Genomic DNA, 23,103 nt, shown 5'->3' with positions numbered 1-23,103 from the left:
GGTCTGGGCTTGGCTCGGCATTAGCTCGGACTTGCGTCCAGGGCCTTCACCGAGTTTGACGGGCTTCACCTCAAGGATTTCTCCAAGAGGGCTCAAATTTGGTCTGAGTCCTCTGCGTCTACCAATTCCACCACTCGGGCGTGACGCAATCTTACTTCAACTACCTGCTACCACCTGCTTGGCGCCAGTCTGCGTCGCACTGGCTCCTAGTTGGCTCCTGGCCCGAAAGGTGTACTTTCCAATCAGAAGCCAATTTTTCCTTGAAACCTTTGCCTGATGCGGCTTTCGGACGATGAACCCGAGTTAACCAGAGGTAGAGGCACTGGTTTTTGAGTCCGCCGCGTCTACCATTCCGCCACACCGGCATGTGGGTTGCGCATTATGCCGGGTTCAGTGCACCGGGTCGAGGCCCAGCTGGTGTTCGCAGCGCTCGTAGCCGGCGTCGCCGGCCAGCGGCTCGTAGACCGCGCAGTGGGTCATGTTGCCGGAGTAGACGTGCAGGCTCACGGCGATGTCGCGGTCACTGGGGTTGCGGATGCTGTGGTACTCGTGCGGTGGGATCAGGCTGCCGGCGGAGCCGGCGCCGGCCTGTACCGAACCCACGGGCTGGAAGTGGCAGTGGCCGGCGACGTCCTCGATGAGCTCGTACTGCACCACGTCCAGCGTGCCGTGCCAGACGCCTTCCACGCACCACATGCCGCAGTGGTCGTGGATTGGCGTGCCCTGGCCCGGGCCCCAGGTCATCGCCACCACGCAGTAGCCGTGTTCTTCGCTGCGGTACAGCTCGCGGCGTGCGTAGCGGCCGGCGACGGTTTCCCGCACGCAATCGGGCAGGTGGATGTCGCCGTTGCGGATCAGCCGGCACAGGCTGTGGCGCAGGCTGTCGGTGATGGCTTGCGTGCTGTCCTGGGTGACGGCGTCGTCGAGGGCGGCGACCAGTTGGCTACAGCCGGGGAACTCGGTGGTGAGCATGGTGCTCTCGCAGAAAGCTTAAGGTGACGCCATCCTAACCCGGCGCGGCCGGCTTCAGAGGGTGGCGAGAAAGCCACCGATGGCACGGCTGTAGTTCTTGATGTCGACGAGGAAGGCGTCGTGGCCTTGCGGAGAGTCCAGCGCGACGAAGTCCACTTGCGCGCCGGCGACGCGCAGGCCGTCGGCGATCTGCTCCTGCTGGGCCAGCGGAAACAGGATGTCGGTGCTGACGCCGATCACCAGTGCGCGCTCGATGCAGATGCGGCCGAGGCCGCCGGTGATGCTGCCGCCGCCGTATTCGGCAATGTCGAACCAGTCGCTGGCGCGCGACAGGTACAGGTAGCAGTTGGGGTCGAAGCTGCGCACGAAGCGGCGCGCGTGGGCTTCGAGATAGGACTCCACCTCGAACTCGAAGCCGAACGGCTCGTCTTCGCGTTTTTCCGGATCGAGCCGGATGCGTGCAAAGCGGCCGTTCCACTCCATCGCCGAGCGGTAGGTGATGACGCCGAGCTTGCGCGCGATCGCCATGCCCATGTCGGGATAGCCGACGTCGTCCGCACCGGCGTGGATGTCGTAGCGGCCTTCGTCCCAGCGCGGATCGAGACGGATTGCCTCGCGCTGCAGCGAACGGATGGCGATGGCGAAGGGCTGCGCCTGCGGCGCGGTATCCACGCTGACGTGGGCGCGCACGCTGCCGGGGTGCAGCAGCATGTAGCCGAGCGCGGCCATGCCGCCCATCGAGCAGCCGATGAGGCAGGCAAGGCGCTCGACACCGAGGCTTTGCACCACGACGTGCGCGGCGTTGGCGACGTCCTCGAGCGAGAGGTCGGGGAAACTGAGGCGATACGGCTCGCCGGTGGCAGGGTCGACCGAAGCCGGGCAGGTGGAGCCCTTGTCGCTGCCCAGCGAGTTGACGCAGATGACGAACCAGTGGTCCGTGTCGATTGCCTTGCCGGGGCCGGCCATGCCCTCCCACCAGCCGTCGCTGGGGTCTTCGGCGTTGGCTGCCATGTGCGCGCTCGGCGACAGTCCGGTGAGCACCAGCACCGCGTTGTCGCGCGCGGCATTCAGTGTGCCCCAGGTCTCGTACGCCACGCGCGCGTCGCGCAGCTCGCCGCCGCGTTTCATCTTGAACGGCGAGGGCAGCGGGCAGTAGCGGCGGGCGTCGGGCTGGGTTCCCTGGGGCATGATGGTTACCGCACCTTGTCAATGACGAGCGGGATGGGGGCTTTGCGATCGGTGTCGACCACGCCGGCGCTGCCCTCGAGGTCGCCGGCTTGCGCGCCGGGTTGGCCGTCGTGACTGATGCGCGCCTCGACGATGACGCGCGGCACGGAAGAAAGCTTGAGCTCAGGGCTCATCGCCATCGCATCGGTGAGGCGGGCGGTGACCGGCAGCTGGTCGGCCGCGAGCTTGAGCGCGGCCAGCGGCATTTTCGGACCGCTGGTGGGGCGGGCAAACACGTAGAGCTGGTCGCCCGGTTTGAGCTTGGTCTTGAGCGCCGGCGCCAGACTGACTTCGACCGTGAGCGTGGCGCCAGTGGGCGCCGTTGCGGCTGGCGCCTTGCCGGCGCGCGCCTCGGCGTTGGCGATTTGTGCGGCGACCGATTGGGCCACGCTGGAGCCGGGTTCGAGCAAGGGTTCAAGGGTATGCCAAGTACCTGCGGCCTGCGCGTATTGCGCGTGCTGGAACTGGCTGACGCCCAGGAGCCACAGCGCGCGTTGGTCTTTCGGCTGCAGCTCAAGCGCGTGGTTGAGGAGGTCGAGCGCGCGGCCTTCGATCAGGTGATCGGCGCGGGCCATCGAGTCAGTCTCGGCATAACCGATCATGGCGGCAAGGTTGTTGGGGTCGGCCGTGAGCGCGCCATTCCAAGCGTCGCGCGCGTCGGCCGGCTGCTTCAGGGCGGTCATGGCCTGCGCCAGCACACTCCAGCCCTGGGTGTCGTCGGGCTGCGCCTTGAGGTGCGCGCGCAATTGCGCAATGGCCTGCTGCACGTCGATCTGCGGCTGCGCCTTGGGGACACCGTTCAGCGCGGCCGGCGTGCCGACCAGGAGATACAGGCCGCCAGTGGCGATCGGCACCAGCAGGGCGATGCCCAACGCCACGCCAAACACGCTGCGCGGGTGGCCGGCCTCGCGCCCGCGACGCAGCAGCGGCAACAGCAACAGCGCGAGCGCCACCGCAACCATGACGGCGGCGAGCAAGACAAACACGTACTTCACCAGTCGTCCCCTGTGTTCTCCGGCGCTTCGCCGGACGGGCCTGCTGTGGCGGCCCCTTGGTGGTTGTCGGCGAGACGCCGCCGGCGCCGGATGGCGATGACCACCACCACGCCGCCGGCCAAAAGGATCGCGGCCGGGCCGAACCAGAGCAACCAGGTGCCCGGTTTCAGCGGCGGCTGGTACAGCACGAAATCACCGTAGCGCGCCACCAGGTACGCCTTGATCTGCGCATCGGTCTTGCCCTGCTGCATGAGCTGGAACACTTCCAGCCGCAGGTCGCGCGCGAGGTCGGCGTTGGAGTCGGCAAGGTTCTCGTTCTGGCACACCAGGCAGCGCAGCTGCTTGGTGAGGTGCTGGAAGCGCACCTCTTGTGCGTGGTTCTGGAACGGCAACGGCTCGATTGCGCCCTTCACCGCCCACGTCGGCGCGGCAAACGCGAGCAGTGCCGCCAGCAGCACGAGGCGCAGTTTCATGGCGCCTCCCGCTTGGCGGCGGCGATGCGCGGCAGGAGTTCCTTCTTGATCACATCCGGCGTGAGCGGGCCGATGTGCTTGTAGCGGATGATGCCCTTGGCGTCGATCAGGAAACTCTCCGGCGCGCCGTACACGCCGAAGTCGATCGCCGTGCGGCCGGGCTCGTCGGCAATGACCAGGTCGTAGGGGTTGCCGTGGTCGGCCAGCCAGCGCTTGGCATCGTTCGGGTCGTCCTTGTAGTCGTAGCCCACCAGCGGGATGCCGAGGCTGCGCGCGTCGGCCATCAGCACCGGGTGTTCCTCCGCGCAGGCGATGCACCAGCTGCCGAATATGTTCAAGAGATACGGCTTGCCGAGCAGGCTGGCCTTGGTCACGGTTTCATCGGGTGCATCGAGCTTGGGGAGCGCGAAGTTCGGCGCCGGCTTGTCGATCAAGGGCGAAGGCACGTAACGCGCGTCGTGCCAGGTGTTCCACCAGATACCGAAGCCGAACAGCCCGATCAGCCCCATGAACACGGCAAAGGGGATCAGCCGCTTCATGCGGCGCTTTCCTGCGGTTCCACCACCAGCCCGGCGGGGGTGACCTCGCTGGCGATGCGCTTGATGCGGAAGCGCTTGTCGGCGGCGCAGACAAAACCGCCGCACATCATGAACAGCCCGCCGATCCAGATCCAGCTCACGAACGGTTTGTAGTACAGCCGCAGTGCCCACGCGCCTTCGATGTTTTTCGGGTCCATCGGCTCGCCGAGCGCGACGTAGAGGTCACGGAACACGCCGCCGTTGATCGCCGACTCGGTCTGCACCTGCTCGTTGGAGTAAGTGCGCTTTTGCGGGTGCATGACGGCAATGGTGCTGCCGTCGCGGCTCACCGTGACCACGCCCTGGTCGGCGCGATAGTTCGGGCCCGTCACCCGGTGCACGCCGTTGAACTGGAAGCTGTAGCCGGCGATTTCCTTGGTTTGCCCCGGCGCCAGGCGCACGTCGTGGGTAACGCTGAGCGATTCGGAAAGCAGCACGCCGGCGACGAACACCGCCACGCCGAAGTGGGCCAGCAGCATGCCGGCCATCTCCGCCGGGTAGCGCCGACCGCGCGGCGCAGTGCGATAGCGTTTGTAGGCATACAGCAGCACGCCGATGCCGATCCAGGTGAGTGATGCCACGCCAAGGATGGCCTTGAACGTGCCCTGGGTGAGGAACGCGGTGAGCAGTGCGCACGCCGCCGCCGCGATGCCGATGCGAATCAGGATGGACGTGATCTGGTCGCGGTCGGCATCACCCCAGCCGAGGAACGGACCGAGCGGCATCAGCGCGACGACCGGGATCATCAGTAGCGGGAACAGCAGCCCGAAATACGGCGGCCCGACCGAGATGCGGCCCAAATGCAGCGCATCGCCGATCAGCGGGAACAAGGTGCCCAGCATCACCATCGCCGCAGCGCTGATCAGCATCAGGTTGCCGATGAGCAGCGCGGTTTCGCGCGAGACGATGTTGAACGGCTTGCTCGCCGTCATCTTGGGTGCACGCAGCGCGTACAGCAGCAACGAACCGCCGACGACGATCACCAGGTAGATGAGGATGTACACGCCGCGCCGCGGATCGGAGGCAAACGCGTGCACGCTGGTCAGCACGCCCGAGCGCACGAGGAAGGTGCCCAGCAGCGACAGCGCGAAGGCGAAGATCGAGAGCAGCAGCGTCCACGCGCGCAGGCCGCCGCGCTTTTCGGTGATCGCCTGGGCGTGGATCAGCGCTGCGCCGGCCAGCCACGGCATGAAACTCGCGTTTTCGACCGGGTCCCAGAACCACCAGCCGCCCCAGCCAAGCACGTGGTAAGCCCAGTGGCTGCCGGCAACAATGCCGAGCGTGAGGAAGCCCCACGCTGCGTTGGTCCATGGCCGCGCCCAGCGCACCCATTTCTGCTCGACCTCACCGCTGAGCAGCGCCGCGATGGAAAACGCGAAGGCCACCGAAAAACCGACATAGCCCATGTACAGCACCGGCGGATGCAGCGCCATGCCGGGGTCCTGCAGCACCGGGTTCAGGTCGGCGCCGTTCGGCGGCTCGGGCAGCAGCCGGCCAAACGGATTGGAGGTGAACACCAGAAACGCGAGGAACCCGACCGACACCAGCCCCATCACGCCCAGCACGCGCGCGAAAAACACCTCGGGCAGGCGCGTGCCGAAAAACAACAGCGCCACCGTCCACACGTCGAGGATCAGCACCCACAAGAGCAGCGAGCCCTCATGCGCGCCCCACACCGCGGCAAAGCGGTAGTACCAGGGCAGCGTGAGGTTCGAGTTGTCGGCCACGTACTGCACCGAAAAATCGAAGTGCATGAACGCCCACGCCAGGATGGCAAACGCCATCGTCACGAACACCGCTTGCCCCGCCGCTGCCGGTCGCGCCACTGCCATCAACGCGCGATTGCCGCGCCACGCGCCCCACAAGGGCAGCGTGCCCTGCGCAACTGCAAGCAGGAAGGCGAGCACCAGTGCAAGCTGGCCGAGTTCGGGGGTCATGGGGTTGGGCCGGGATTGGGAATTTGGGATATGGGATTCGTCAGAAGCATGGAGATTGCACGAGGTACAAGTTTTTAGGTCGGATTGAAAGGCGTGGAACCGGGCTTGTGGGAATACGGCTTTGCCAAATCTCTACTCTCGACTCCCCAATCCCGGCTTTCCGGCATGCGCCTTTGCCATGGCTTCCTTGAGTTCCTTGGGCATGTAGGTTTCGTCATGCTTGGCGAGCACTTCGGTGGCGACAAAGTGGTGGCCGTCCATGTGTCCGGTGGCGATCACCGACTGGTCGTCGCGGAACAGGTCGGGCAGGATGCCGGTGTATTCCACCGGCATCGCGCCGTCGGCATCGACCACGGTGAAGTGCACGTCGAGCGAAGTCTCGCTGCGCTTGATCGAGCCGGCCTTGACCATGCCGCCGAGCCGGAAGGTCTTGTAGCTGTGCGCCTGTCCGCCAAGCACCTGGCTCGGGGTGAACAGGTAATTCATGTTCTGCTGCAGCGCGTACACACCAACGCTGATGGCAAGCGCGCTGGCCACCACGATCACGGAGAGGATCGTGAGGCGACGTTTGCGGGAAGGGTTCATGGCCATAGTGATGCCTGTGAGGCTCAGGGCGACGACGGGGAAGAAGGCGGCTCGGCCGCGCGTACCGTGCGGGCGGCGTGGCGGGCGAGCCGTGCGCGCAGCTCGCGCAGGATACGGCGGCGACGCAGGCCCGGCGCCAGGCTGTCGGCGATGAGGATCGCGAAGAACAGTGCGTAGGCCGGCCACACATAGGCGCCGTAGCCGCCCATCGACAGGAACTCGTGCAGCGAGCTCATGGACGCGCCTCCGCATCGGCGATCTTGCGCACCCAGTCCTTGCCGCCTTCGAGGTCGAGCAGGTCGGTACGCGCGCGGGCGCACAGGCTGGCGGCGTAATAAAACTTGGTGGCGAGCGTGACGACCAGCAGCGGCCACAACATGTCCCACGCCATCTTGGAGTGGCCGAACACGTTGACCGTGCTGCCCTGGTGCAAGGTGTTCCACCACACCACCGAGAAATGCACGATCGGCACGTTGATGACGCCGATGATGGCCAGGAAGCTCGCCGCGCGGGCGCCTTGGCGGCGGTCTTCAAAGGCGTGGTACAGGCCGATCACGCCGAGGTAGAGAAACAGCAGCACCAGCTCGGAAGTGAGTCGGGCATCCCACGTCCACCAGGTACCCCACATCGGCTTGCCCCAGAGCGAACCGCTGGCCAGCGTGATGGCGGTGAACGCGGCGCCGATCGGCGCCGATTGCATGGCCACCACTTCGGCCAGTTTCAGGCGCCATATCAGCGCCACGAAGCCGGCCACGCCCATTACGGCGTAGATGAACATGCTCATCCACGCGCTGGGCACGTGGATGAAGATGATGCGGTAGGCGTCGCCCTGCTGGTAATCCGGCGGTGCCAGCACCAGCCCGCCGTACAGGCCGATGGCGCCGAGCAGCAGCGCCAGCGCCAGCGCCCACGGACGGATCGCGCCAGCGACGCGATAGAACGTCGGCGGCGAGGCGAGCTTGTGCATCCAGAGCGGAATCCAGGTCGACATGACTCACGAATCCAGGGCAATGCGCAGGGCCGCCGCGCAGGCAAGCGGCGCCAGCACCACGGTGAGGATGAAGGCGGCGGCCAGCCACGCGATCGGTGCCAGCCATGGCAAGCCCTGCTGGGCAGCGGCCACCGCGCCGGCCGCGAAGATCACCACGGGCACGCACAGCGGCAGCAACATCAAGGCCAGCAGCATACCAGAGCGCCGGGTGCCGGCCGTGAGCGCCACGAGTACGGCGCCGAGCAGGCTGAGCAGCGGCGTGGCAAACAGCAGCGCCAGCACCAGCGCCGGCATCGCCGCCGTTGGCAGGTGCAGCATGCCGGCCAGCACCGGCGCGATCACGATCAGCGGCAGCGCGGTGGTGAGCCAGTGCGCAAGAATTTTCATGCCCAGCAGCAGCGCCGGCGGTTGCGGCGCCAGCAGCAGTTGTTCGAGCGAGCCGTCCTCGATGTCGCTGGCAAACATGGCGTCGAGTGCCAGCAGCATGGCGAGCAGCACCGTGACCAACACCACGCCGCCCGCGATGCGTTGCAACAGTGCAAGGTCCGGCCCCAGCGCAAATGGAAACAGCACGGTGACGATCACCGCGTACAGCACCGGCATGGCAAGGTCGCCGCGTTGGCGCCATGCCAGCAGCAGATCCCGGCGCAGCATCGCCGCGCACGCCGTGGTCACCGTTGCGGGCACGCGCTCAGCCATGCAGGCGGATCCGCTGCGGCTCGCCGCCGTGGAAGTTCACCGTGCTGTGGCTGCTCACCAGGGCTGCGCCACCGCCAGTGAGATGGCTTTCCAACAGGCGATCGACCAGCGCGATGCCGTGACGGTCGAGGTTGGCGTACGGCTCGTCGAGCAGCCACAGGGTGGCGGGAAGCAACGGCAGGCGCGCCAGCGCGGCGCGCTTTTTCTGTCCGGCGGACAGCCGGCGCACCGGCTCGTCCTCATAGCCGGACAGGCCGACACGCATCAGGGCATCCGTGATCGACGGCTCCGCGCGTTGCCCATGCAAGCCGGTGGCAAACGCGAGGTTTTCGCGCGGGCTCAGGTCGAGTTTCTGCCCAAGCTGATGGCCAAGAAACACCAGGTCGCCGGCCACTGCGTCGCGCTGCCACGGCGCGCCGCGCCAGTGCAGCGTGCCCGCACTCACATGCAGCAGGCCGGCCAGGACGCGCAGCAAAGTGGTCTTGCCGCTGCCGTTGTCGCCTTCGATCAGCAGCAGCTCACCCGTGTGCAGGACAAAATCCAGCGGGGCGAACACCGGCTCGTCGCCGCGATGGAAGGTGAGCTGGCGGGCCTGGAGCAACGGCGTGGCGCAAACGGCGGTCATTGCTTCCATTTTCGGCAATTGTCCGCATGGCTGTCCATGCGGTGTGCTGTCGCTGGCCGTGCAGTGGGCGGTCAGTCGAGCACGCGCAGCGTCGCCGGACCGCTGGCCTCGCCATGTACGTAGGCCAGTTGACCGTGGGCGCGGGTCAGGGCGTCCAGCGCCGGCACGTCGAGCCCGGTCACGAACAGGCTCGGCTCGCTCCAGCCTGAGGTGCCCACGCCAATCGCCGGGTAGACGCGCGCGCCGGCTGCGTGGCCGATCTCGCCCAGCAACTGGCGCTGCGCTGCTTCGTTTTCCGCCGGCGGGCGCCGCCGGGCCTGCGGGTTCCACGCGGTGATGAACGCCCACGGCCCGGTGCCGACCGTCTGCGCGAGCGCTGCCGGCAGTGGCAGATCCACGCGGATGATTGCCCATGTCACTGGGTCGAGGCAGACGTGGTAGGTGGTGGCGCGAAACGCTTCGAGCAGGACTTCATCCATGGGTGAGTTCCGGCAACGGCTCCAACTGGGACTGGAATAGACGACAGGCGGCATCGAGATCGACCGCCGCCGGATCGGGAGTATCGCGCAGCAGCTGCTCGATCAGTACATCCTGCGCGTCGTTGCGGCGCTGCGCGTAGGCGTAGGGCAGGTGGGTGAAGGCCACCATGCGGTAGTGCGCCATGAAATGCCGCGGGATGCGCGGCTCCAGGCGCGCTTCGAGCGTGCGCTTGGCAAGATAGTGCGGGTCGGCCACCGCATCGCGCATCTCGATGTAATTGGCCAGCGACATCGCGGCGATGGCATCGGTGTTGGGCTTGCGCAGGCGCTGGAATTCCACGAACACCTCCGCGCTGGCATGCGGCTCGGCGGCCAGGAGATCGGCCAGCGTCACGGTGTCCTCGAAACCGCAATTCATGCCCTGGCCGTGGAACGGCACGATGGCGTGCGCGGCGTCGCCAACCAGCAGCGCGCGGTGATCCAGATGCCAGCGGTCGAGATACAGCGTGGCCAGCGTGCCCATCGGGTGGCCCGCCCAGTCGGCGTCGAAATCGGGGATCAATGGCAACAGGCCGGGGAACTCGCCAGCGAAAAACGCGCGGGCAGCGGCAACGTCGGGCAGGCTCTCGAAACTCGGGTACGCGCCCTTGCCCGGCAAAAACAGGGTAACGGTGAAACTGCCTTCCGCATTGGGCAGCGCGATGCACATGTAATGCCCGCGCGGCCAGATGTGCAGCGCGTTCGGCTCCAGCGCAAAGTTGCCGTGCGCAGCGGCCGGCTGCGCGCCGCGCGGCCATGTCGCGATGGGCGGAATCTCCAACTCCTTGTAGCCGTGGCCGAGCGGCTCCACGCGTTCGCCCAGCGGCGTGTGCAGCGCCATCGCCGCACGCAGTGCGGAACCCGCGCCATCGGCGCCGATCAGCAGCCCGGCGTCGTGCTCGCGCGTCGTGCCATGCGCATCGGCCAGCCGGATGCGGCCGCGCTCCAAATCCGCGCCGACCAGTTCCGCGTCAAAGTGCAACCGCACGCCGACCGCTTCGGCCGCATCCAGCAACAAACGATTGAGCGCGTTGCGCGAGGCCGACCAGATCACTTCGCCGTCGTCCACGCCATAGCGCTGCAATACACAGTGCTGCGCGCCGTCGTGCACCATCCGCCCGCGCATCATCACGGCGCGCCCCAGCACCGTCTCGGCCAGGTCGGTGGTGCGCAATGCCTGCAGCCCGCGTTCGGCCAGCGCCAGGTTGATCGAGCGCCCTTCGGCCAGCGCGGCGCGGCGCGGGTCGCGCCGTTTCTCGAATACCTCTACCGCAAAGCCGCGTTGCGCCAGCCGCCGCGCCAACAAGGCGCCAACCAGCCCGCCGCCGATCAGGGTGATTTGGGGAAGCTGCCGCATGCCGCCTACCGTTTGGACGAAACCGCCATTGTTGCCCAGGTGCGGGGCGCCGCACATCCACCGTGGGTCGGGTTCAGTCCAACGGCGGTCGGCAGAAGCCTGTACTGGGGACGCACTCAGAAACTCATGAAATACCCGCCATTCACCGGCAGGTTGACGCCGGTGAGATAGCCGGCGTCGTCGGCGGTGAGGAAGGCGACGGCGCGGGCGATGTCGGCGGGCTGGCCGAGGCGGCCGACGGGGATGCCGGCGAGGATCTGCGCCCGGATCTCGGCCGGTACGGCGGCAACCATGGGAGTGTCGCAGTAGCCGGGCGAGACGGTGTTGACGGTAACGTTCTTGCGCGCACCCTCGCGCGCCAGTGCCATGGTGAACCCGTGCACGGCGGCCTTGGCCGCGGAGTAGTTGGTCTGGCCGAACTGGCCGGTCTGGCCGTTGACCGAGCTGATGTTGACGATGCGGCCAAAGCCGCGTGTCGTCATGCCGTCGATCGCGGCGTGGCAGGTGTTGAACACGCCGTCGAGGTTGACCCGCATCAGCTCGTGCCATTGCGCGGCGGTCATCTTGCGCAGGCTGGCGTCGCGGGTGATGCCGGCGGCGTTGACCAGGATGTCGACGCTGCCATGCTCGCCTTCCAGCGTTGCCATGGCGGCGGCGCAGGCCGCGTGGTCGCTGACATCCAGCTCGCGATAGACGATGGTGGCGCCGAACTCGGCGGTGGCGGCGCGAAAGGCGGCCAGGCGCTCGGGCTTGGCCGGCAGGTCGGCGGCCACGACGAGGCGCCCGGCGGCGGCCAGCTGGCGACAGATTTCCGTGCCCAGCCCGCCGATGCCGCCGGTGACCAGGGCAAGGCGCGGCGCGGCGTGGTTGCCGGTCGGATTCATGGCGAATGCTCCAACGTGACGCGCCGCTTCGAGAGCGGCGCGTGGAAAGGGGTGCTGCGGGAAAGGGGTCAGCCGACTTTCTTGTTGCCGGAGCGGCCCGTGCCTTGCGGGTGCATTTGCGCGGCGGCATCCAGCATGCCGCGCTGCATCGACTTCCAGGCATCCATGTTGCGCTCGGTCAGGTCATTCAGCATGGTCCACGGCGTCTGGCCCATGAGGCTGTTGAGCTGGGTGCGGAACTGCTGCTGCTGATCCAGGAACACCTGCAGGCTGCGCTCCAGGTAAGGCCCCATGAAACCCTGCAGCGAATCGCCATAGAAGCGGATGATCTGGCTGAGCAGGCGCGGCGACAACATCGGCTGCCCCTGTTCCTCGTGCTCGGAGATGATCTGCAGCAGCACGGAACGGGTGAGATCCTCGCCGCTCTTGGCATCGCGAACCTCGAAGTCCTCGTTGTCCAGCACCAGCTGGCGCACCTCTTCCAGTGTGATGTAGCTGGAGATCTCGGTGTCGTAGAGCCGACGGTTCGGGTACTTCTTGATGGTGCGTTTGGATTGGGTCATGGCGCGACGGTAGCAGAGGATATTGCGCCGCACCAGTAGACCACTGGTATGCACCCGGTGGAATTGGTCTTGTCGTTGATGACAGCCAGTGCGCCGATCCGCACCGGTGGTCTGCAGCAAAATCAGTGCCCGACCGCTCCCCCGGCACTGCCAAACGGTGGCCGTGCGAACCACAGGATGGGAATCAGCAGCAAAAACAGGATGGCGCAGCCATAGAACACGTCGTTGACGCCGAGCGTAAGCGATTCGCGCTGGATCAACTGGTCGATCAGCCCGAGGCTTTGTTGCTGCGGCATGCCGTGCTGCGTCAGGCCCTGCAGAAAGCCGGTGGCCGCTGGGTGGCCGGGGCTGATGTATTCGGTCAGCGTCGCGTGGTGCAGCTCGCTGCGGTGCTGCCACAGGGTCACCGTGACCGCGGTCGACATGCTCGAACCGATGGTGCGGCAGAAATTGGCCAGCCCCGAGGCGTTGGCGAACTCCGAAGCCGGCAACCCGGCGAGGTAGACCTGGTTCAGCGGAATGAAGAAGCACGGGATGGCCAGCCCCATCACGAACGGCGGCAGCACCAGCTTGGCGAATGAGGCGTTGCTGTCGAACGTGGAAAGCCAGTACGCGGTGCCGGCAAACACGACGAAGGCGAAAGTCACCACCGCGCGCAGTTCGAGCCGGTCCATGTTCTTGCCGATGATTGGCGCCAGCACGAACGCCAGCACGCCGATCGGTGCGGTGGCCAGCCCGGCCCAGGTGGCGGTGTAGCCAAGGTCCACCTGCAGCCACAACGGAAACACCACGTTGATGCCGAAGAACGCAAACATGCCGGCGGTGAGCGCCAGCACGCCGACGGTGAAATTGCGCTGCTTGAACAGCGAGAGATCCACCACCGGGTGCTTGGCGTGGATTTCCCACACCACCAGAAAGGTGAGGCACACCAGGGCGACCACGCCGAGCGTCACGATCATCGGCGAGGCGAACCAGTCGTGGTCGTTGCCGTGGTCGAGCATGAATTGCAGGCTGCCCACGCCAAAGATGAGCAGCGCCAGGCCGACCATGTCGATCGGCGCTTTCGCCGTGCGCGTTTCGCGTTTGCGCAGGATGCCCCAGGTCACCACGGCCGCCGCCGCACCCACCGGCAGGTTGATGAAGAAAATCCATGGCCACGAAAAGTTGTCGGCCAGCCAGCCGCCGAGGATGGGGCCGAAGATCGGCGCCACCACCACCGTCATCGCCCACAGCGCCAGCGCCATGCCTTGTTTGGCCGCCGGGTAGTTGGACAGCAGCAAGGCCAGTGACAACGCCACCATCGGCCCGGAACCGGCACCTTGCAGCAGCCGGAACGCCACCAGCATCGGCATCGAGCTGGCCAGCCCGCACAGCATCGAAAACACCACGAACAGCAGCACCGAGGTGACGAAGGTGTGCACTTCGCCAAAGCGGCGCGCCAGCCAGCCGGTCAAGGGCTGCATGATCGCGCTGGCCAGGGCGTAGGAGCTGATCGCCCAGGTGCCTTCGTTCGGGCTGACGCCGAGGCTGCCGGCGATGTGCGGCACAGCCACGTTGACGATCGTCATGTCCAGTACCTCCATGAAGGTACTGAACGCCACGGCGACGGTGAGTAGCGCGAGCACGCCGCCTTGCAGCGGCGCCAGGGGCGCGGGGGTCTCCGGTGGAGTGCTCATGGGAAGCTCAACGTGCCCTGGCCGCAGGGCCGAGGTTGGCGGCAATGATCTGGTCGGCTTCGGCATCGGCCGCGTGGGCGACGTGGTCATAGACCGACGTTTCCGCGGCCGGGCGCGCGGGGCCGGCGGCGAGCAGCTTGCCGTCGGTGTGGCGGATATCCACCGTCACGGCGGCGGAAAGCCCCACGCGCAACGGATGCGCATCGAGTTGCCGATTGTCCAGCGCGATGCGCACCGGCACGCGCTGCACCACCTTGATCCAGTTGCCGGTGGCGTTCTGCGCCGGCAGCAACGAGAACACGCTGCCGGTGCCGGCCCCGAGGCCGACCACTTTGCCGCGATAGCTCACCCGGTCACCATATAGATCGGTGGTGATGGTGGCTGGCTGGCCGATGCGAATGTGGCGCAGCTGGTTTTCCTTGAAGTTGGCGTCCACCCACAAGTCGTGCAGCGGCACCACGCTCAGCAGCGGCTGGCCGGGGGCGATGCTGGCGCCGAGTTGCACGCTGCGTTCGGCCACATAGCCGGCTACCGGGGCGACGATGGTATTGCGCTGAGCGGCGATCCACGCCGCGCGGAAAGTCGCGCGCGCCTGTGCCACCAGCGGGTTGTCGGCCACGGCGGTGCCGGCAATCGCCGCGTGGGCTGCCTGGGCCTGGGCCTGCGCGGCGGCGAACGCCGCTTGCGCACCGGCCACGGCGTCGCGCAGGTGCTGCACGATTTCCGGCGATTCCGCCTGCGCCGCCACCAGCGGCAAGTGGCGCTTGAGGTCCGCCTGCGCCTTGTCCAGTTCCACCTTGCGCGCGGCGACCGCCGCATCGGCGCCGGCGGCGCTATCGGTTTGTCCGCGCACCTGGCGCACCGCCAGCGCCAACGCACTGGCGGCCTGCCGCAGGCGCACGTCGGCATCGGTCGGATCGAGCCGCACCAGCGGCTCACCAGCCGTCACGTGCTGCGTATCGTCGGCCAGCACGGCGATCACGGTGCCGGGCACCTGCGCCGAGATCGCCACCACGTTGCCGCCGACGTAGGCGTTGTCGGTTTGCTCGCGCACCGAAAACACCAGCTTCCACAGTGCAAACCAGATCACGGCGATAAGCAGGAAGATGGTGGCGACGAGCAACAGCGTGCGGCGGCGCTTGGCCGGGTCTTTCGCGGCCAGCCCGCTGTCGCGGGCGTCGGCGGTGGCAGGGGTATCGCTCATGGCTTTTGGCTCCGGGCCGGATGCGGGGTGGCGACCGGCGGCATGCGGTAACCGCCGCCGAGGGCCTGGATGAGGGCAAGATCAGTCGTCAGCGCCTGCGCATGCAAGGCCACGGCCTGATCTTGTTGTTGCAGGAGTTGCGCGCGGCTGGCGAGGCTTTCGCGGGCGTCGCGTACGCCTTGGCGCAACCGCGCTTGCGCATTCGCATACAGGCGTTCGCCAGCGGCCACCTGTGCCTGTTGTTGCGCGCGGCGGGTGGCAAGCTGCTGCGCCGCCAGCGCCTGGCTGCCGGCTTCGCGTGCGGCGTGGAATACCGCGGCGTCATATTGCGCCACGGCGGCGTCCAGTTGCGCACGGCTGATGCCGTGTGCCGCCTTGAGCTGGCCGCCTTCGAAGATCGGCAGGTGTAAGGCCGGGGTGATGCCAAACACGCGGCTGCCGGGTTCGAACACGTTGCCGAGGCTGCCGCCGCCGTGGCCACCGAACAGCGCGGGCGTGCCCTGGTTGGTGCTCGACAAACCGGCCAGCGCGGTAAGGCTGAAATCCGGGAAGAACTGCGCGCGCGCGGCATCGGTCTGGCGCAACGCGGCTTCGACCTGCCAGCGGCTGGCCGCGATGTCCGGACGGCGTGCAGCCAGGTCGATGCTGGCGTCCGCGGGCAATTGTGCATTCACCATCGGCAAGGCGCGCGGTGTCAGCGGCGGCAATGCCGACGGGGCGACGCCCAGCAACGCGGCGAGGGCAAGCTTGCGGATCTCGGCGGAACTGCGCAGTGCGGTCTGCGCCTGCTGCGCGGCGGCAACGCGAGTATTGGCTTCGAGCGCGCTGTCCGGCAAGTCGACCCCGCGTGTCACCCGCAATTGCGCCAGCTTTTGCAGTTGCTGCTGGGTGCCCAGGGCTTGCGTCACCAGCGTCAATCGCGCCTCGTCCGCCAACCAGCCGAAATACGCATCGGCCACGGCGTGCTGGATCGCAAGTGCCGCCGCGCTGCGTTGCGCGGCGGCGGCGCGGGCCTGGTCGCGCGCGCTGTCGACGCGGGCGCGGTGCTTGCCCCACCAGTCGAAGTCGTAGCGAAACTGCACGCCAAGGTCGGCCTGGTTGTACCAGCTGAAGCCGACCAGCTGCGGCGGCATCAGGCCGTGTTCGCTCATGCGCTGGCGACTGACTTGCGCGCTGCCGTCGATACGCAGGCCGGCCTGCGCCGCCGCAAGCCGCACCGATTGTTCAGCGCCCGTCACCCGCGCCTCGGCCAGCGCGAGATCGGGCGATTGCCGCAACGCGGCGCTCATCAAGGTATCGAGCTGCGGGTCCGCGTAGGCGCGCCACCAGTCGGCTACAGGCCAGTGGCTGCCGGTTGGCACCGGCAGGCCGGCCAGCGGCGCCTCGGGTTGCAGGTGTGGTGGCGCGACTTTGGGCGGGGCGAACGCGCAACTGGCGACCAGCAGCGCCAGCGCCGGCATGGCGACGATCCGCAAGCGGGGGGAGGTCATCGGAAATCCTTCAGGTCGTCTTGCCGGTTTCGGCGCGGTCGAGGTTGCCGGCAAGCTTGCGCAGCAGGCGATCCAGCGTGCGCCGTTCGCCGATGCTGAAACCCGCGAACATGGCTTCCACGCGGGGGAACATCGGCGGCAGCAGCTTTTGCACGAACCGGCGTCCGGCGGCGTTGATGCGAACAACCACTTGGCGGCGGTCGCTGCGGCTGGTGCCGCGCGTGATGAGCCCGCGCGCGGCCAGCGCGTTGCCGATGCGCGTCATGTTGGTGGTGCCCTGCGAGGTGAAGTCGCACAACTCGCCGGGTGTCGAGCTGCCTTCAGGGCAGCTGTACAGCACCATCAGCGTGAGGAACTCGCTGTGGTTCAATCGGTGCGGCTTGAGCTCATCGGCCAGCGCCGCATCCATGCGCTCGTCGACCAGCAACAGCAGACGGTACAACGCCGCCGGCCCGGCGGGAAAACCGGGGATGGCGGCGTGCAGTTGCGCGATGCCTTCGTCCAGGCGGGCGATGTGTTCGACCAAGCCAACCATTTCACCAGCCAGTAGTTCAGTAATGAACCAAAGTGTGATGGGGTCGGAGGGCGTGGCGCAAGTGTCAAATGCCGATGGTTGGCAGCGAGAACAGCTGGCGGGTGTTGGCGCTGGTGGCGGCGGCGAGAGATTCCGGTGGTTCGCCGCGTAGCGCAGCGACCGTGTGCAGCACTTCGGCGACGAACGCGGGTTCGTTGCGCCCGCCGCGGTGGTTCACACCGGGTTGGTCGGGTGCGTCGCTTTCCAGCAGCAGTTGTTCGATCGGCAGACCGGCCACGATGCGCCGCAGGCGTTGCGCGCGCGGGTAAGTGACCACGCCGCCGATGCCGAGCCGAAAACCCAATTGCCACAATTGCCGCGCCTGCTCCGCGCTGCCGGAAAAACTGTGCACCACGCCGCGGATGCCGGGGTGGCGGCGCAACGTGAGGATGACCTCTTCGAGTGCTTGCCGGGCATGCACGATGACTGGCAGCCCGCGCGCGCGCGCCAGGGCGAGCTGTTCGTCGAAGCATCGGCGTTGCAGGCTGGCATCGGGCTCGGCGGTGTGAAAATCGAGCCCGATCTCGCCAATCGCCACGACGGCGTGCGTGGCACACCATGGGTCCAGCAGTTGCGTATCGCCTGCGGTATCGCGGGCGATAAACAATGGATGAATGCCGAAGGCGGCGAAGCAGCGCTGTGGAGTGCGGGCGCACAGTGCATGGATGCGCGGCCAGCTTGCCCGATCCACGGCGGGAATGATCAGCTGTCGGACGCTTGCGGCTTCCGCACGTGCCAGCACTGCATCGCGATCATGGTCGAACGCGCGGTGATCGAGATGTACGTGACTGTCGATGAGCACGGTGTGATCGGGTTCCGGCTTTGTGCGACGGCAGGCGGCTTCGTGCCAAAGGTGAGAAGTGTACTGGCGGCAGTCTAGGTACTATTCAGATAGTCGTGTGTTCAATGGCAATGAGGCCGCGTACGGCGTACAAGATAAGTCGCACGGCCGCCTACTTGACAGAGGAGATTCGCGATGAACAGGTTGATGGTCAACGCACTCAATGTGGCAATCGCGGCGGCGCTGGCCGTCGGCTTGTCCGCATGCAATCGCAGCGCCGATGCCGGCATCCAGCCGGGGGCCGAGGCCGGTGCGGCGGCGCCCACCACGGTTCCTGCGACCGAGCCGGCACCTCCGGCTGGCCCGCAGTACGCCAAGGTGGTCAGCGTCACGCCGGTACGTTCCAGCTCGAGTACGCCGCGTCAGGTCTGCCGGGACGAGGTGGTGAACCACGCTGCGCCGCCGAAGGATCAGCACAACATCGCCGGTACCGCGATTGGTGCCATTGCCGGCGGCCTGCTTGGCAACCAGATTGGTGGCGGCAAGGGGCGGACGCTGGCCACGGTGGCCGGTGCAGTAGGCGGCGGCTATGCAGGCAACCGCATCGAGAACTCGCACCATCAGGCGCAGGTCACCTCGACGGTGGAGCGTCGCTGCAGCACCGTCACCGATACCAAGAACAGGGTCGTCGGCTACGACGTGCAGTACGTGTACAACGGCGTGACGCGCACCACGCGCATGGACCACGATCCGGGCGATCGCGTGCAGGTGCAGGAAGGCGTCTCGGTGGTGAGCGACGCGCGCTGAGAAGTTCCGGCCGTTTGGACGTATGGATGTCCATACAAGAAAAGGCCCTCGCAGGAGGGCCTTTTCATTTGCAGGTGTTGCCGGTTCAGTTCACTGCATAGAACGTGTGGTCGCCGATGGTAAGCGCCGGCTTGCGGTATGACCACGAAGGGTTCAAGGCAACGGTGGCGAAATGATCGGCGTGGGGTACCACGATGCGGCGTTTGTTGGCCGGTAGTTGCCAGTCGTGAATGGTGCGCCCGGCAATTTCCCATGCTTTGTGGAAGGCCGACAGGTTGGTGATTTCAAACGAACCCGGCGTGGTGGTGGTGGCGAATTGACGCGGTGCCATGACCACCTCGCATACGGTGTCGCCCCAGCGGCCGCGTTCGCGGCGGCGCATTGCCACTTCGGCCACGGCCATCTGGCCGATCGGCGGTTGGCTGCGTGCTTCGAGGTACACCGTGGTTGCCAGGCAAGCCTGGTTGGCAACCGGCTGGGGCATCAACGAAGTCAGCCACAACAACATCGAAAGTCTCATTGTCTGCCTCCAGCGTGCTGTACGCGCTGGCGATGCAAAGCCAGACACGCCGTTGCGGTGGACGGGCGGGCAGTCCGTTTCCACCTGGATGAACCGGCGGCCGAAACCTGGGGCCGTACGGCTGCCACGGGATTGTGGCGATCGCACGACATCGTTGGTGCCGGGCGAGGTTGACGTTGCACGGCCGGTGTTGCGGCATCGATGCCGCAAGGCCTGCAACAGTTGCCGCACTCAGTGCGGGTATTCCATCCGGTGGGGCCGGGTCGCGCCGATGCGGAAACTTCCGGTTCGTCGCGTGTTTCAGCAGCCGTGGGTGGCGGATGCCGCGATATGGAGGTGGCAGGAGACTAACCATGGTTTTTTGGCACCGCAAGTGCCGGGCACATTTGGCGGCCACCAAAATTCAGCCAGTGGCGCAGGAACCTGAATGTGCATTCAGGTGTGAATTTTGGAAGCAATCGGCACGTGGCCGGTGCAAAACTCGGTCTGCAATGCGAACAGATTATTTATACGTATAAACGTTTAAACGGCTAATACTTGAGATGCGTCGGAAGACGACTCCTGGAAGGTGCCACGGGTTGCGCAGTGGGTCGTCACCTGGCGTGGGGACAACGGCCACCCGTGTATGCGGCCCGTGCTTTGCCGCCATGCGCGGGCTGGCTTCGGCACTGCCGCATGTGCGCCGCAGTCGCGTTGTCGTCGGCGCCGCCGAAGCACCGCATACGGTCGGCGTCAAGGTTGTGCGATATGATGCCGCGTACTAACCTTCGGCGGCTGGCAGAAAGACCATGACTGATACGAAGCAATCCGACGAATCCAAGCCTGAAGAAACGACTGGCGGGATGGCGGCCACACCCGGAAAAGGGGCGGTGTCGTGGGACAAGGTCGAGAAGGATGAGCTCGAACCGACCCGCTACGGGGATTGGGAAAAGAACGGACGTTGCGTCGACTTTTGATGCGTCGTGTCGCGGCGGCGTTCGTTGTTCGGGAGCTGCTGTCTGGTACTGCCTTTTCAGCGATTCCACCCAAGGATAGCCGTCATGACCGATAGACCGCGCCCGCTTTCCCCCCACTTGCAGGTGTATCGCTGGCAGATACAGATGGTGACATCCATCCTGCATCGGGCCACGGGCATTGCCTTGGCAGTGGGCACCTTGTTGGTGGTGTGGGGCATCTTGGCACTGGCCACCAGCGAATCCGCATTTGAGACGTTCAAGTCGTGCATCGGCAACCCGATCGGCGTCATTCTGCTGGTGGGCTGGAGCTGGTCGCTGACCTTTCACTTGTGCAACGGCATTCGCCACCTGGTGCAGGACTCCGGCGCGGGCTTCCAGATTTCGCAATTCGTCCGCTCCAGCTGGCTGGCGGTGATCGGCAGCGTCGTGTTTCTGGTGGTCATCTGGGCCTATGTGCTCCTGGTTGGAGGTGCGGCATGACGCTTCGTGTGGGGACCGACGATGTGCGCGGCATGCTGCGCGATCCGATGAAACACGCACGCGGCCTGGGCTCGGCTCAGGCAGGCGTCGGTCACTGGTGGGTGCAGCGACTGACGGCGGGTGCCCTGATCCTGCTCGGCGGGTGGTTCGTCATCACCGTGCTCAGCCTGTTGCATGCCGATTACGCGATGGCGCACGCCACCGTGGCCAAGCCGTGGAACGCGCTGCTGCTGATCCTGTTCATCGTTACCGCGTTCTGGCATGCGGTGCTTGGTTTGCAGGTGGTACTGGAAGACTACGTGCACACCCGCTGGAAAGAGGTGGCCGCGATGGTTGCCATCAAGTTCGTTGCCGTGCTTGCCGCGACGGCGGCGGTGCTGGCTGTGCTGCGCATCGCTTTGGGAGTCTGAGACGTGGAAAGCTACAAGATCCAGCAGCACAAATACGACGTGGTGGTGGTCGGAGCCGGTGGCGCCGGCTTGCGTGCCACTTTCGGCCTGGCCGAAAAAGGCCTGCGCGCGGCTTGCATCTCCAAAGTGTTCCCGACCCGCTCGCACACGGTGGCGGCGCAAGGCGGCATTGCCGCCGCGCTCGGCAACATGGGCGAGGACGATTGGCGTTTCCACTTCTACGATACCGTCAAGGGTGGCGACTGGCTCGGCGATCAGGATGCGGTCGAGTTCATGTGCAAGAACGCACCGCAGGCGGTGATCGAGCTGGAACACTACGGCGTACCGTTCTCGCGCACCGAGGATGGCCACATCTACCAGCGGCCGTTCGGCGGCATGACCACCCATTACGGCCAAGGCACGGCGCAGCGCACTTGCGCGGCGGCCGACCGCACCGGTCACGCGATCCTGCACACGCTCTACCAGCAGGCCATCGCACATGACGCGACGTTCTTCGTCGAGTATTTCGCCACCGACCTCATCTTTGACGAGGAAGGCACTTGCCTTGGCGTGCTGGCGCTCGACATGAACGCCGGCGAGCTGCATTTCTTCCGCGGCCACGCGACGGTGATGGCAACCGGCGGCTACGGCCGCGCCTACTTCAGCTGCACTTCGGCGCATACCTGCACCGGTGACGGCGGCGGCATGGTGCTGCGCGCGGGGCTGGCGCTGCAGGATCTGGAGTTTGTCCAGTTCCACCCGACCGGCATTTACGGGGCGGGTTGCCTGATCACCGAAGGCGTGCGCGGCGAGGGCGGTTTCCTCACCAACGACAAGGGCGAGCGCTTCATGGAGCGCTATGCGCCGCACGCGAAGGATCTCGCCTCGCGCGATGTCGTCAGCCGCGCGATCACGATCGAGATCCGCGAGGGCCGCGGCGTCGGGGCGCACAAGGACCACGTGTTCCTGAACCTGATGCATCTCGGCCCCGAAGTCATCCACGAGCGCCTGCCCGGCATTTCCGAGTCGGCGCGCATCTTCGCCGGCGTCGACGTGACCAAGGCACCGATCCCGGTGTTGCCGACGGTGCATTACTGCATGGGCGGCATTCCCACCAACTATCACGGCGAAGTGGTGCAGAAGCGCGGCGACGACGTCGACGCCATCGTGCCGGGGCTGTTCGCCATCGGCGAAGCGGCTTGCGTGTCGGTGCATGGCGGCAACCGGCTGGGCTCCAACTCGCTGCTCGACCTGGTGGTGTTCGGCCGCGCCTGCGCCGACCGCCTGGCCGAGATCATCAAGCCGAACACCCCGCACAAGGATCTGCCGGCCAGCATCCTGGACAAGGCGCTCGATCGTTTCGACAAGATCCGCAATGCCAACGGCGAGCTGGCTACCGCGCAGATCCGCACCAAGATGCAGCGCACCATGCAGAACGACGCCGCAGTGTTTCGTACGGCCGAAACGCTCAAAGAGGGCTGCGGCAAGATCGACGAGGTGTACGACTCGTTCAAGCAGGTCAAGATCACCGACCGCTCGCTGGTGTGGAACACCGACCTGATCGAGACCTTCGAGCTGGCCAACCTGCTCGAGCAGGCAGTGGGCACCATGCATTCGGCCGAGCAGCGCCCGGAAAGCCGCGGCGCGCATGCGCGCGAGGATTTCCCCGATCGCAACGATGCCGAGTGGCTTCGGCACACCTTGGTCAAGGTCGACGACAACGGCAAGACCAGCTTCGATTACCGCCCGGTGCACATGTACACCCTGACCGATGAGGTCGAGATGGTGCAGCCGAAGAAACGCGTTTACTGACCTGGATTGG

The 23,103-nt window shown here is 66.3% G+C and carries 26 protein-coding genes; 5 read left to right on the top strand and 21 right to left on the bottom strand.

Translation table 11 applies throughout. From position 1 onward, the window contains the following. Positions 1–390: 390 nt before the first annotated feature. From AC3WP6_RS09615 to AC3WP6_RS09520, 20 genes are all read right to left on the bottom strand, one after another. Positions 391–972, bottom strand: a complete 582-nt coding sequence (locus tag AC3WP6_RS09615; protein ID WP_492627500.1) for a cysteine dioxygenase family protein — start codon at positions 970–972, stop codon at positions 391–393. 54 nt (positions 973–1,026) lie between these two features. Further along, entirely contained in the window at positions 1,027–2,160 is a 1,134-nt protein-coding gene (gene metX, locus AC3WP6_RS09610) for a homoserine O-acetyltransferase MetX (RefSeq protein ID WP_492627499.1), read from the bottom strand. A 5-nt stretch (positions 2,161–2,165) separates the two neighbouring features. Then, positions 2,166–3,194: a tetratricopeptide repeat protein gene (locus AC3WP6_RS09605; protein WP_492627498.1), complete on the bottom strand. Its 1,029-nt coding sequence runs from the start codon at positions 3,192–3,194 to the stop codon at positions 2,166–2,168. Further along, positions 3,191–3,667 carry a cytochrome c-type biogenesis protein gene (locus AC3WP6_RS09600; protein ID WP_492627497.1) on the bottom strand — a complete coding sequence of 159 codons (477 nt, stop codon included), beginning with the start codon at positions 3,665–3,667 and terminating at the stop codon, positions 3,191–3,193. Before AC3WP6_RS09600 ends, AC3WP6_RS09605 begins: the two co-directional genes overlap by 4 nt. Next, positions 3,664–4,206, bottom strand: coding sequence for a DsbE family thiol:disulfide interchange protein (locus AC3WP6_RS09595; protein WP_492627496.1), 543 nt, complete (start codon positions 4,204–4,206; stop codon positions 3,664–3,666). Before AC3WP6_RS09595 ends, AC3WP6_RS09600 begins: the two co-directional genes overlap by 4 nt. Continuing rightward, entirely contained in the window at positions 4,203–6,182 is a 1,980-nt protein-coding gene (locus tag AC3WP6_RS09590) for a heme lyase CcmF/NrfE family subunit (RefSeq protein ID WP_492627495.1), read from the bottom strand. Before AC3WP6_RS09590 ends, AC3WP6_RS09595 begins: the two co-directional genes overlap by 4 nt. A 132-nt stretch (positions 6,183–6,314) precedes the next feature. After that, on the bottom strand, positions 6,315–6,767 hold the full coding sequence (ccmE, locus tag AC3WP6_RS09585; protein WP_492627494.1) for a cytochrome c maturation protein CcmE: 453 nt from the start codon (positions 6,765–6,767) through the stop codon (positions 6,315–6,317). Positions 6,768–6,790: 23 nt separating this feature from the next. Continuing rightward, positions 6,791–7,003 carry a heme exporter protein CcmD gene (ccmD, locus tag AC3WP6_RS09580; RefSeq protein ID WP_492627493.1) on the bottom strand — a complete coding sequence of 71 codons (213 nt, stop codon included), beginning with the start codon at positions 7,001–7,003 and terminating at the stop codon, positions 6,791–6,793. After that, positions 7,000–7,758, bottom strand: coding sequence for a heme ABC transporter permease (locus AC3WP6_RS09575; RefSeq protein WP_492627492.1), 759 nt, complete (start codon positions 7,756–7,758; stop codon positions 7,000–7,002). The genes ccmD and AC3WP6_RS09575 overlap by 4 nt, the downstream gene beginning before the upstream one ends. A 3-nt stretch (positions 7,759–7,761) precedes the next feature. Then, on the bottom strand, positions 7,762–8,457 hold the full coding sequence (gene ccmB / locus AC3WP6_RS09570) for a heme exporter protein CcmB (RefSeq protein WP_492627491.1): 696 nt from the start codon (positions 8,455–8,457) through the stop codon (positions 7,762–7,764). Next, the gene (gene ccmA, locus AC3WP6_RS09565) at positions 8,450–9,082 is read right to left on the bottom strand and encodes a cytochrome c biogenesis heme-transporting ATPase CcmA (RefSeq protein WP_492627490.1); all 633 of its coding nucleotides are present in this window, start codon (positions 9,080–9,082) and stop codon (positions 8,450–8,452) included. The genes ccmB and ccmA overlap by 8 nt, the downstream gene beginning before the upstream one ends. A gap of 71 nt (positions 9,083–9,153) precedes the next feature. After that, positions 9,154–9,561 (bottom strand): DUF3293 domain-containing protein, encoded by a 408-nt coding sequence (locus tag AC3WP6_RS09560; protein WP_492627489.1) that lies wholly within the window; start codon positions 9,559–9,561, stop codon positions 9,154–9,156. Then, positions 9,554–10,957, bottom strand: a complete 1,404-nt coding sequence (locus tag AC3WP6_RS09555; RefSeq protein WP_492627488.1) for an FAD-dependent oxidoreductase — start codon at positions 10,955–10,957, stop codon at positions 9,554–9,556. The genes AC3WP6_RS09560 and AC3WP6_RS09555 overlap by 8 nt, the downstream gene beginning before the upstream one ends. Positions 10,958–11,073: 116 nt before the next feature. Continuing rightward, entirely contained in the window at positions 11,074–11,841 is a 768-nt protein-coding gene (phbB, locus tag AC3WP6_RS09550) for an acetoacetyl-CoA reductase (protein WP_492627487.1), read from the bottom strand. A gap of 68 nt (positions 11,842–11,909) precedes the next feature. Then, positions 11,910–12,404: a polyhydroxyalkanoate synthesis repressor PhaR gene (phaR, locus tag AC3WP6_RS09545; protein WP_492627486.1), complete on the bottom strand. Its 495-nt coding sequence runs from the start codon at positions 12,402–12,404 to the stop codon at positions 11,910–11,912. A 122-nt stretch (positions 12,405–12,526) separates the two neighbouring features. After that, positions 12,527–14,080, bottom strand: coding sequence for a DHA2 family efflux MFS transporter permease subunit (locus tag AC3WP6_RS09540; RefSeq protein ID WP_492627485.1), 1,554 nt, complete (start codon positions 14,078–14,080; stop codon positions 12,527–12,529). 7 nt (positions 14,081–14,087) lie between these two features. Continuing rightward, positions 14,088–15,284, bottom strand: coding sequence for an HlyD family secretion protein (locus AC3WP6_RS09535; RefSeq protein ID WP_492627484.1), 1,197 nt, complete (start codon positions 15,282–15,284; stop codon positions 14,088–14,090). Then, positions 15,281–16,774: an efflux transporter outer membrane subunit gene (locus AC3WP6_RS09530; RefSeq protein WP_492627483.1), complete on the bottom strand. Its 1,494-nt coding sequence runs from the start codon at positions 16,772–16,774 to the stop codon at positions 15,281–15,283. The genes AC3WP6_RS09535 and AC3WP6_RS09530 overlap by 4 nt, the downstream gene beginning before the upstream one ends. A 10-nt stretch (positions 16,775–16,784) precedes the next feature. Continuing rightward, complete coding sequence (locus tag AC3WP6_RS09525) at positions 16,785–17,309, bottom strand: MarR family winged helix-turn-helix transcriptional regulator (protein ID WP_492627482.1); 525 nt, start codon at positions 17,307–17,309, stop codon at positions 16,785–16,787. Between the two features lie 64 nt (positions 17,310–17,373). Further along, positions 17,374–18,090, bottom strand: coding sequence for a TatD family hydrolase (locus AC3WP6_RS09520; protein ID WP_492628675.1), 717 nt, complete (start codon positions 18,088–18,090; stop codon positions 17,374–17,376). A gap of 234 nt (positions 18,091–18,324) precedes the next feature. Here AC3WP6_RS09520 and AC3WP6_RS09515 point away from each other — a divergent pair, with 234 nt between their 5' ends. Next, entirely contained in the window at positions 18,325–18,936 is a 612-nt protein-coding gene (locus AC3WP6_RS09515; RefSeq protein ID WP_492627481.1) for a glycine zipper 2TM domain-containing protein, read from the top strand. An 85-nt stretch (positions 18,937–19,021) separates the two neighbouring features. On the opposite strand, the gene AC3WP6_RS09510 is transcribed toward AC3WP6_RS09515, so the two are convergent. Beyond that, positions 19,022–19,456: a cell wall hydrolase gene (locus tag AC3WP6_RS09510; RefSeq protein ID WP_492627480.1), complete on the bottom strand. Its 435-nt coding sequence runs from the start codon at positions 19,454–19,456 to the stop codon at positions 19,022–19,024. 788 nt (positions 19,457–20,244) lie between these two features. On the opposite strand from AC3WP6_RS09510, the gene AC3WP6_RS09505 reads away from it, so the two are divergent. The 4 genes from AC3WP6_RS09505 (at position 20,245) to sdhA (ending at position 23,093) form a co-directional block, all read left to right on the top strand. Beyond that, positions 20,245–20,412: a DUF1674 domain-containing protein gene (locus tag AC3WP6_RS09505; RefSeq protein ID WP_492627479.1), complete on the top strand. Its 168-nt coding sequence runs from the start codon at positions 20,245–20,247 to the stop codon at positions 20,410–20,412. Between the two features lie 84 nt (positions 20,413–20,496). After that, complete coding sequence (gene sdhC / locus AC3WP6_RS09500) at positions 20,497–20,892, top strand: succinate dehydrogenase, cytochrome b556 subunit (protein ID WP_492627478.1); 396 nt, start codon at positions 20,497–20,499, stop codon at positions 20,890–20,892. Beyond that, on the top strand, positions 20,889–21,302 hold the full coding sequence (sdhD, locus tag AC3WP6_RS09495) for a succinate dehydrogenase, hydrophobic membrane anchor protein (protein ID WP_492627477.1): 414 nt from the start codon (positions 20,889–20,891) through the stop codon (positions 21,300–21,302). The genes sdhC and sdhD overlap by 4 nt, the downstream gene beginning before the upstream one ends. 3 nt (positions 21,303–21,305) lie before the next feature. After that, positions 21,306–23,093, top strand: coding sequence for a succinate dehydrogenase flavoprotein subunit (gene sdhA, locus AC3WP6_RS09490; RefSeq protein WP_492627476.1), 1,788 nt, complete (start codon positions 21,306–21,308; stop codon positions 23,091–23,093). The last annotated feature ends 10 nt before the right edge of the window (positions 23,094–23,103 follow it).

It is taken from the genome of Rhodanobacter sp. FW106-HT46G03, assembly GCF_058789895.1.
Note: the sequence above shows the minus strand (reverse complement) of the source record. Positions and strands in the feature narration are given on the sequence as shown.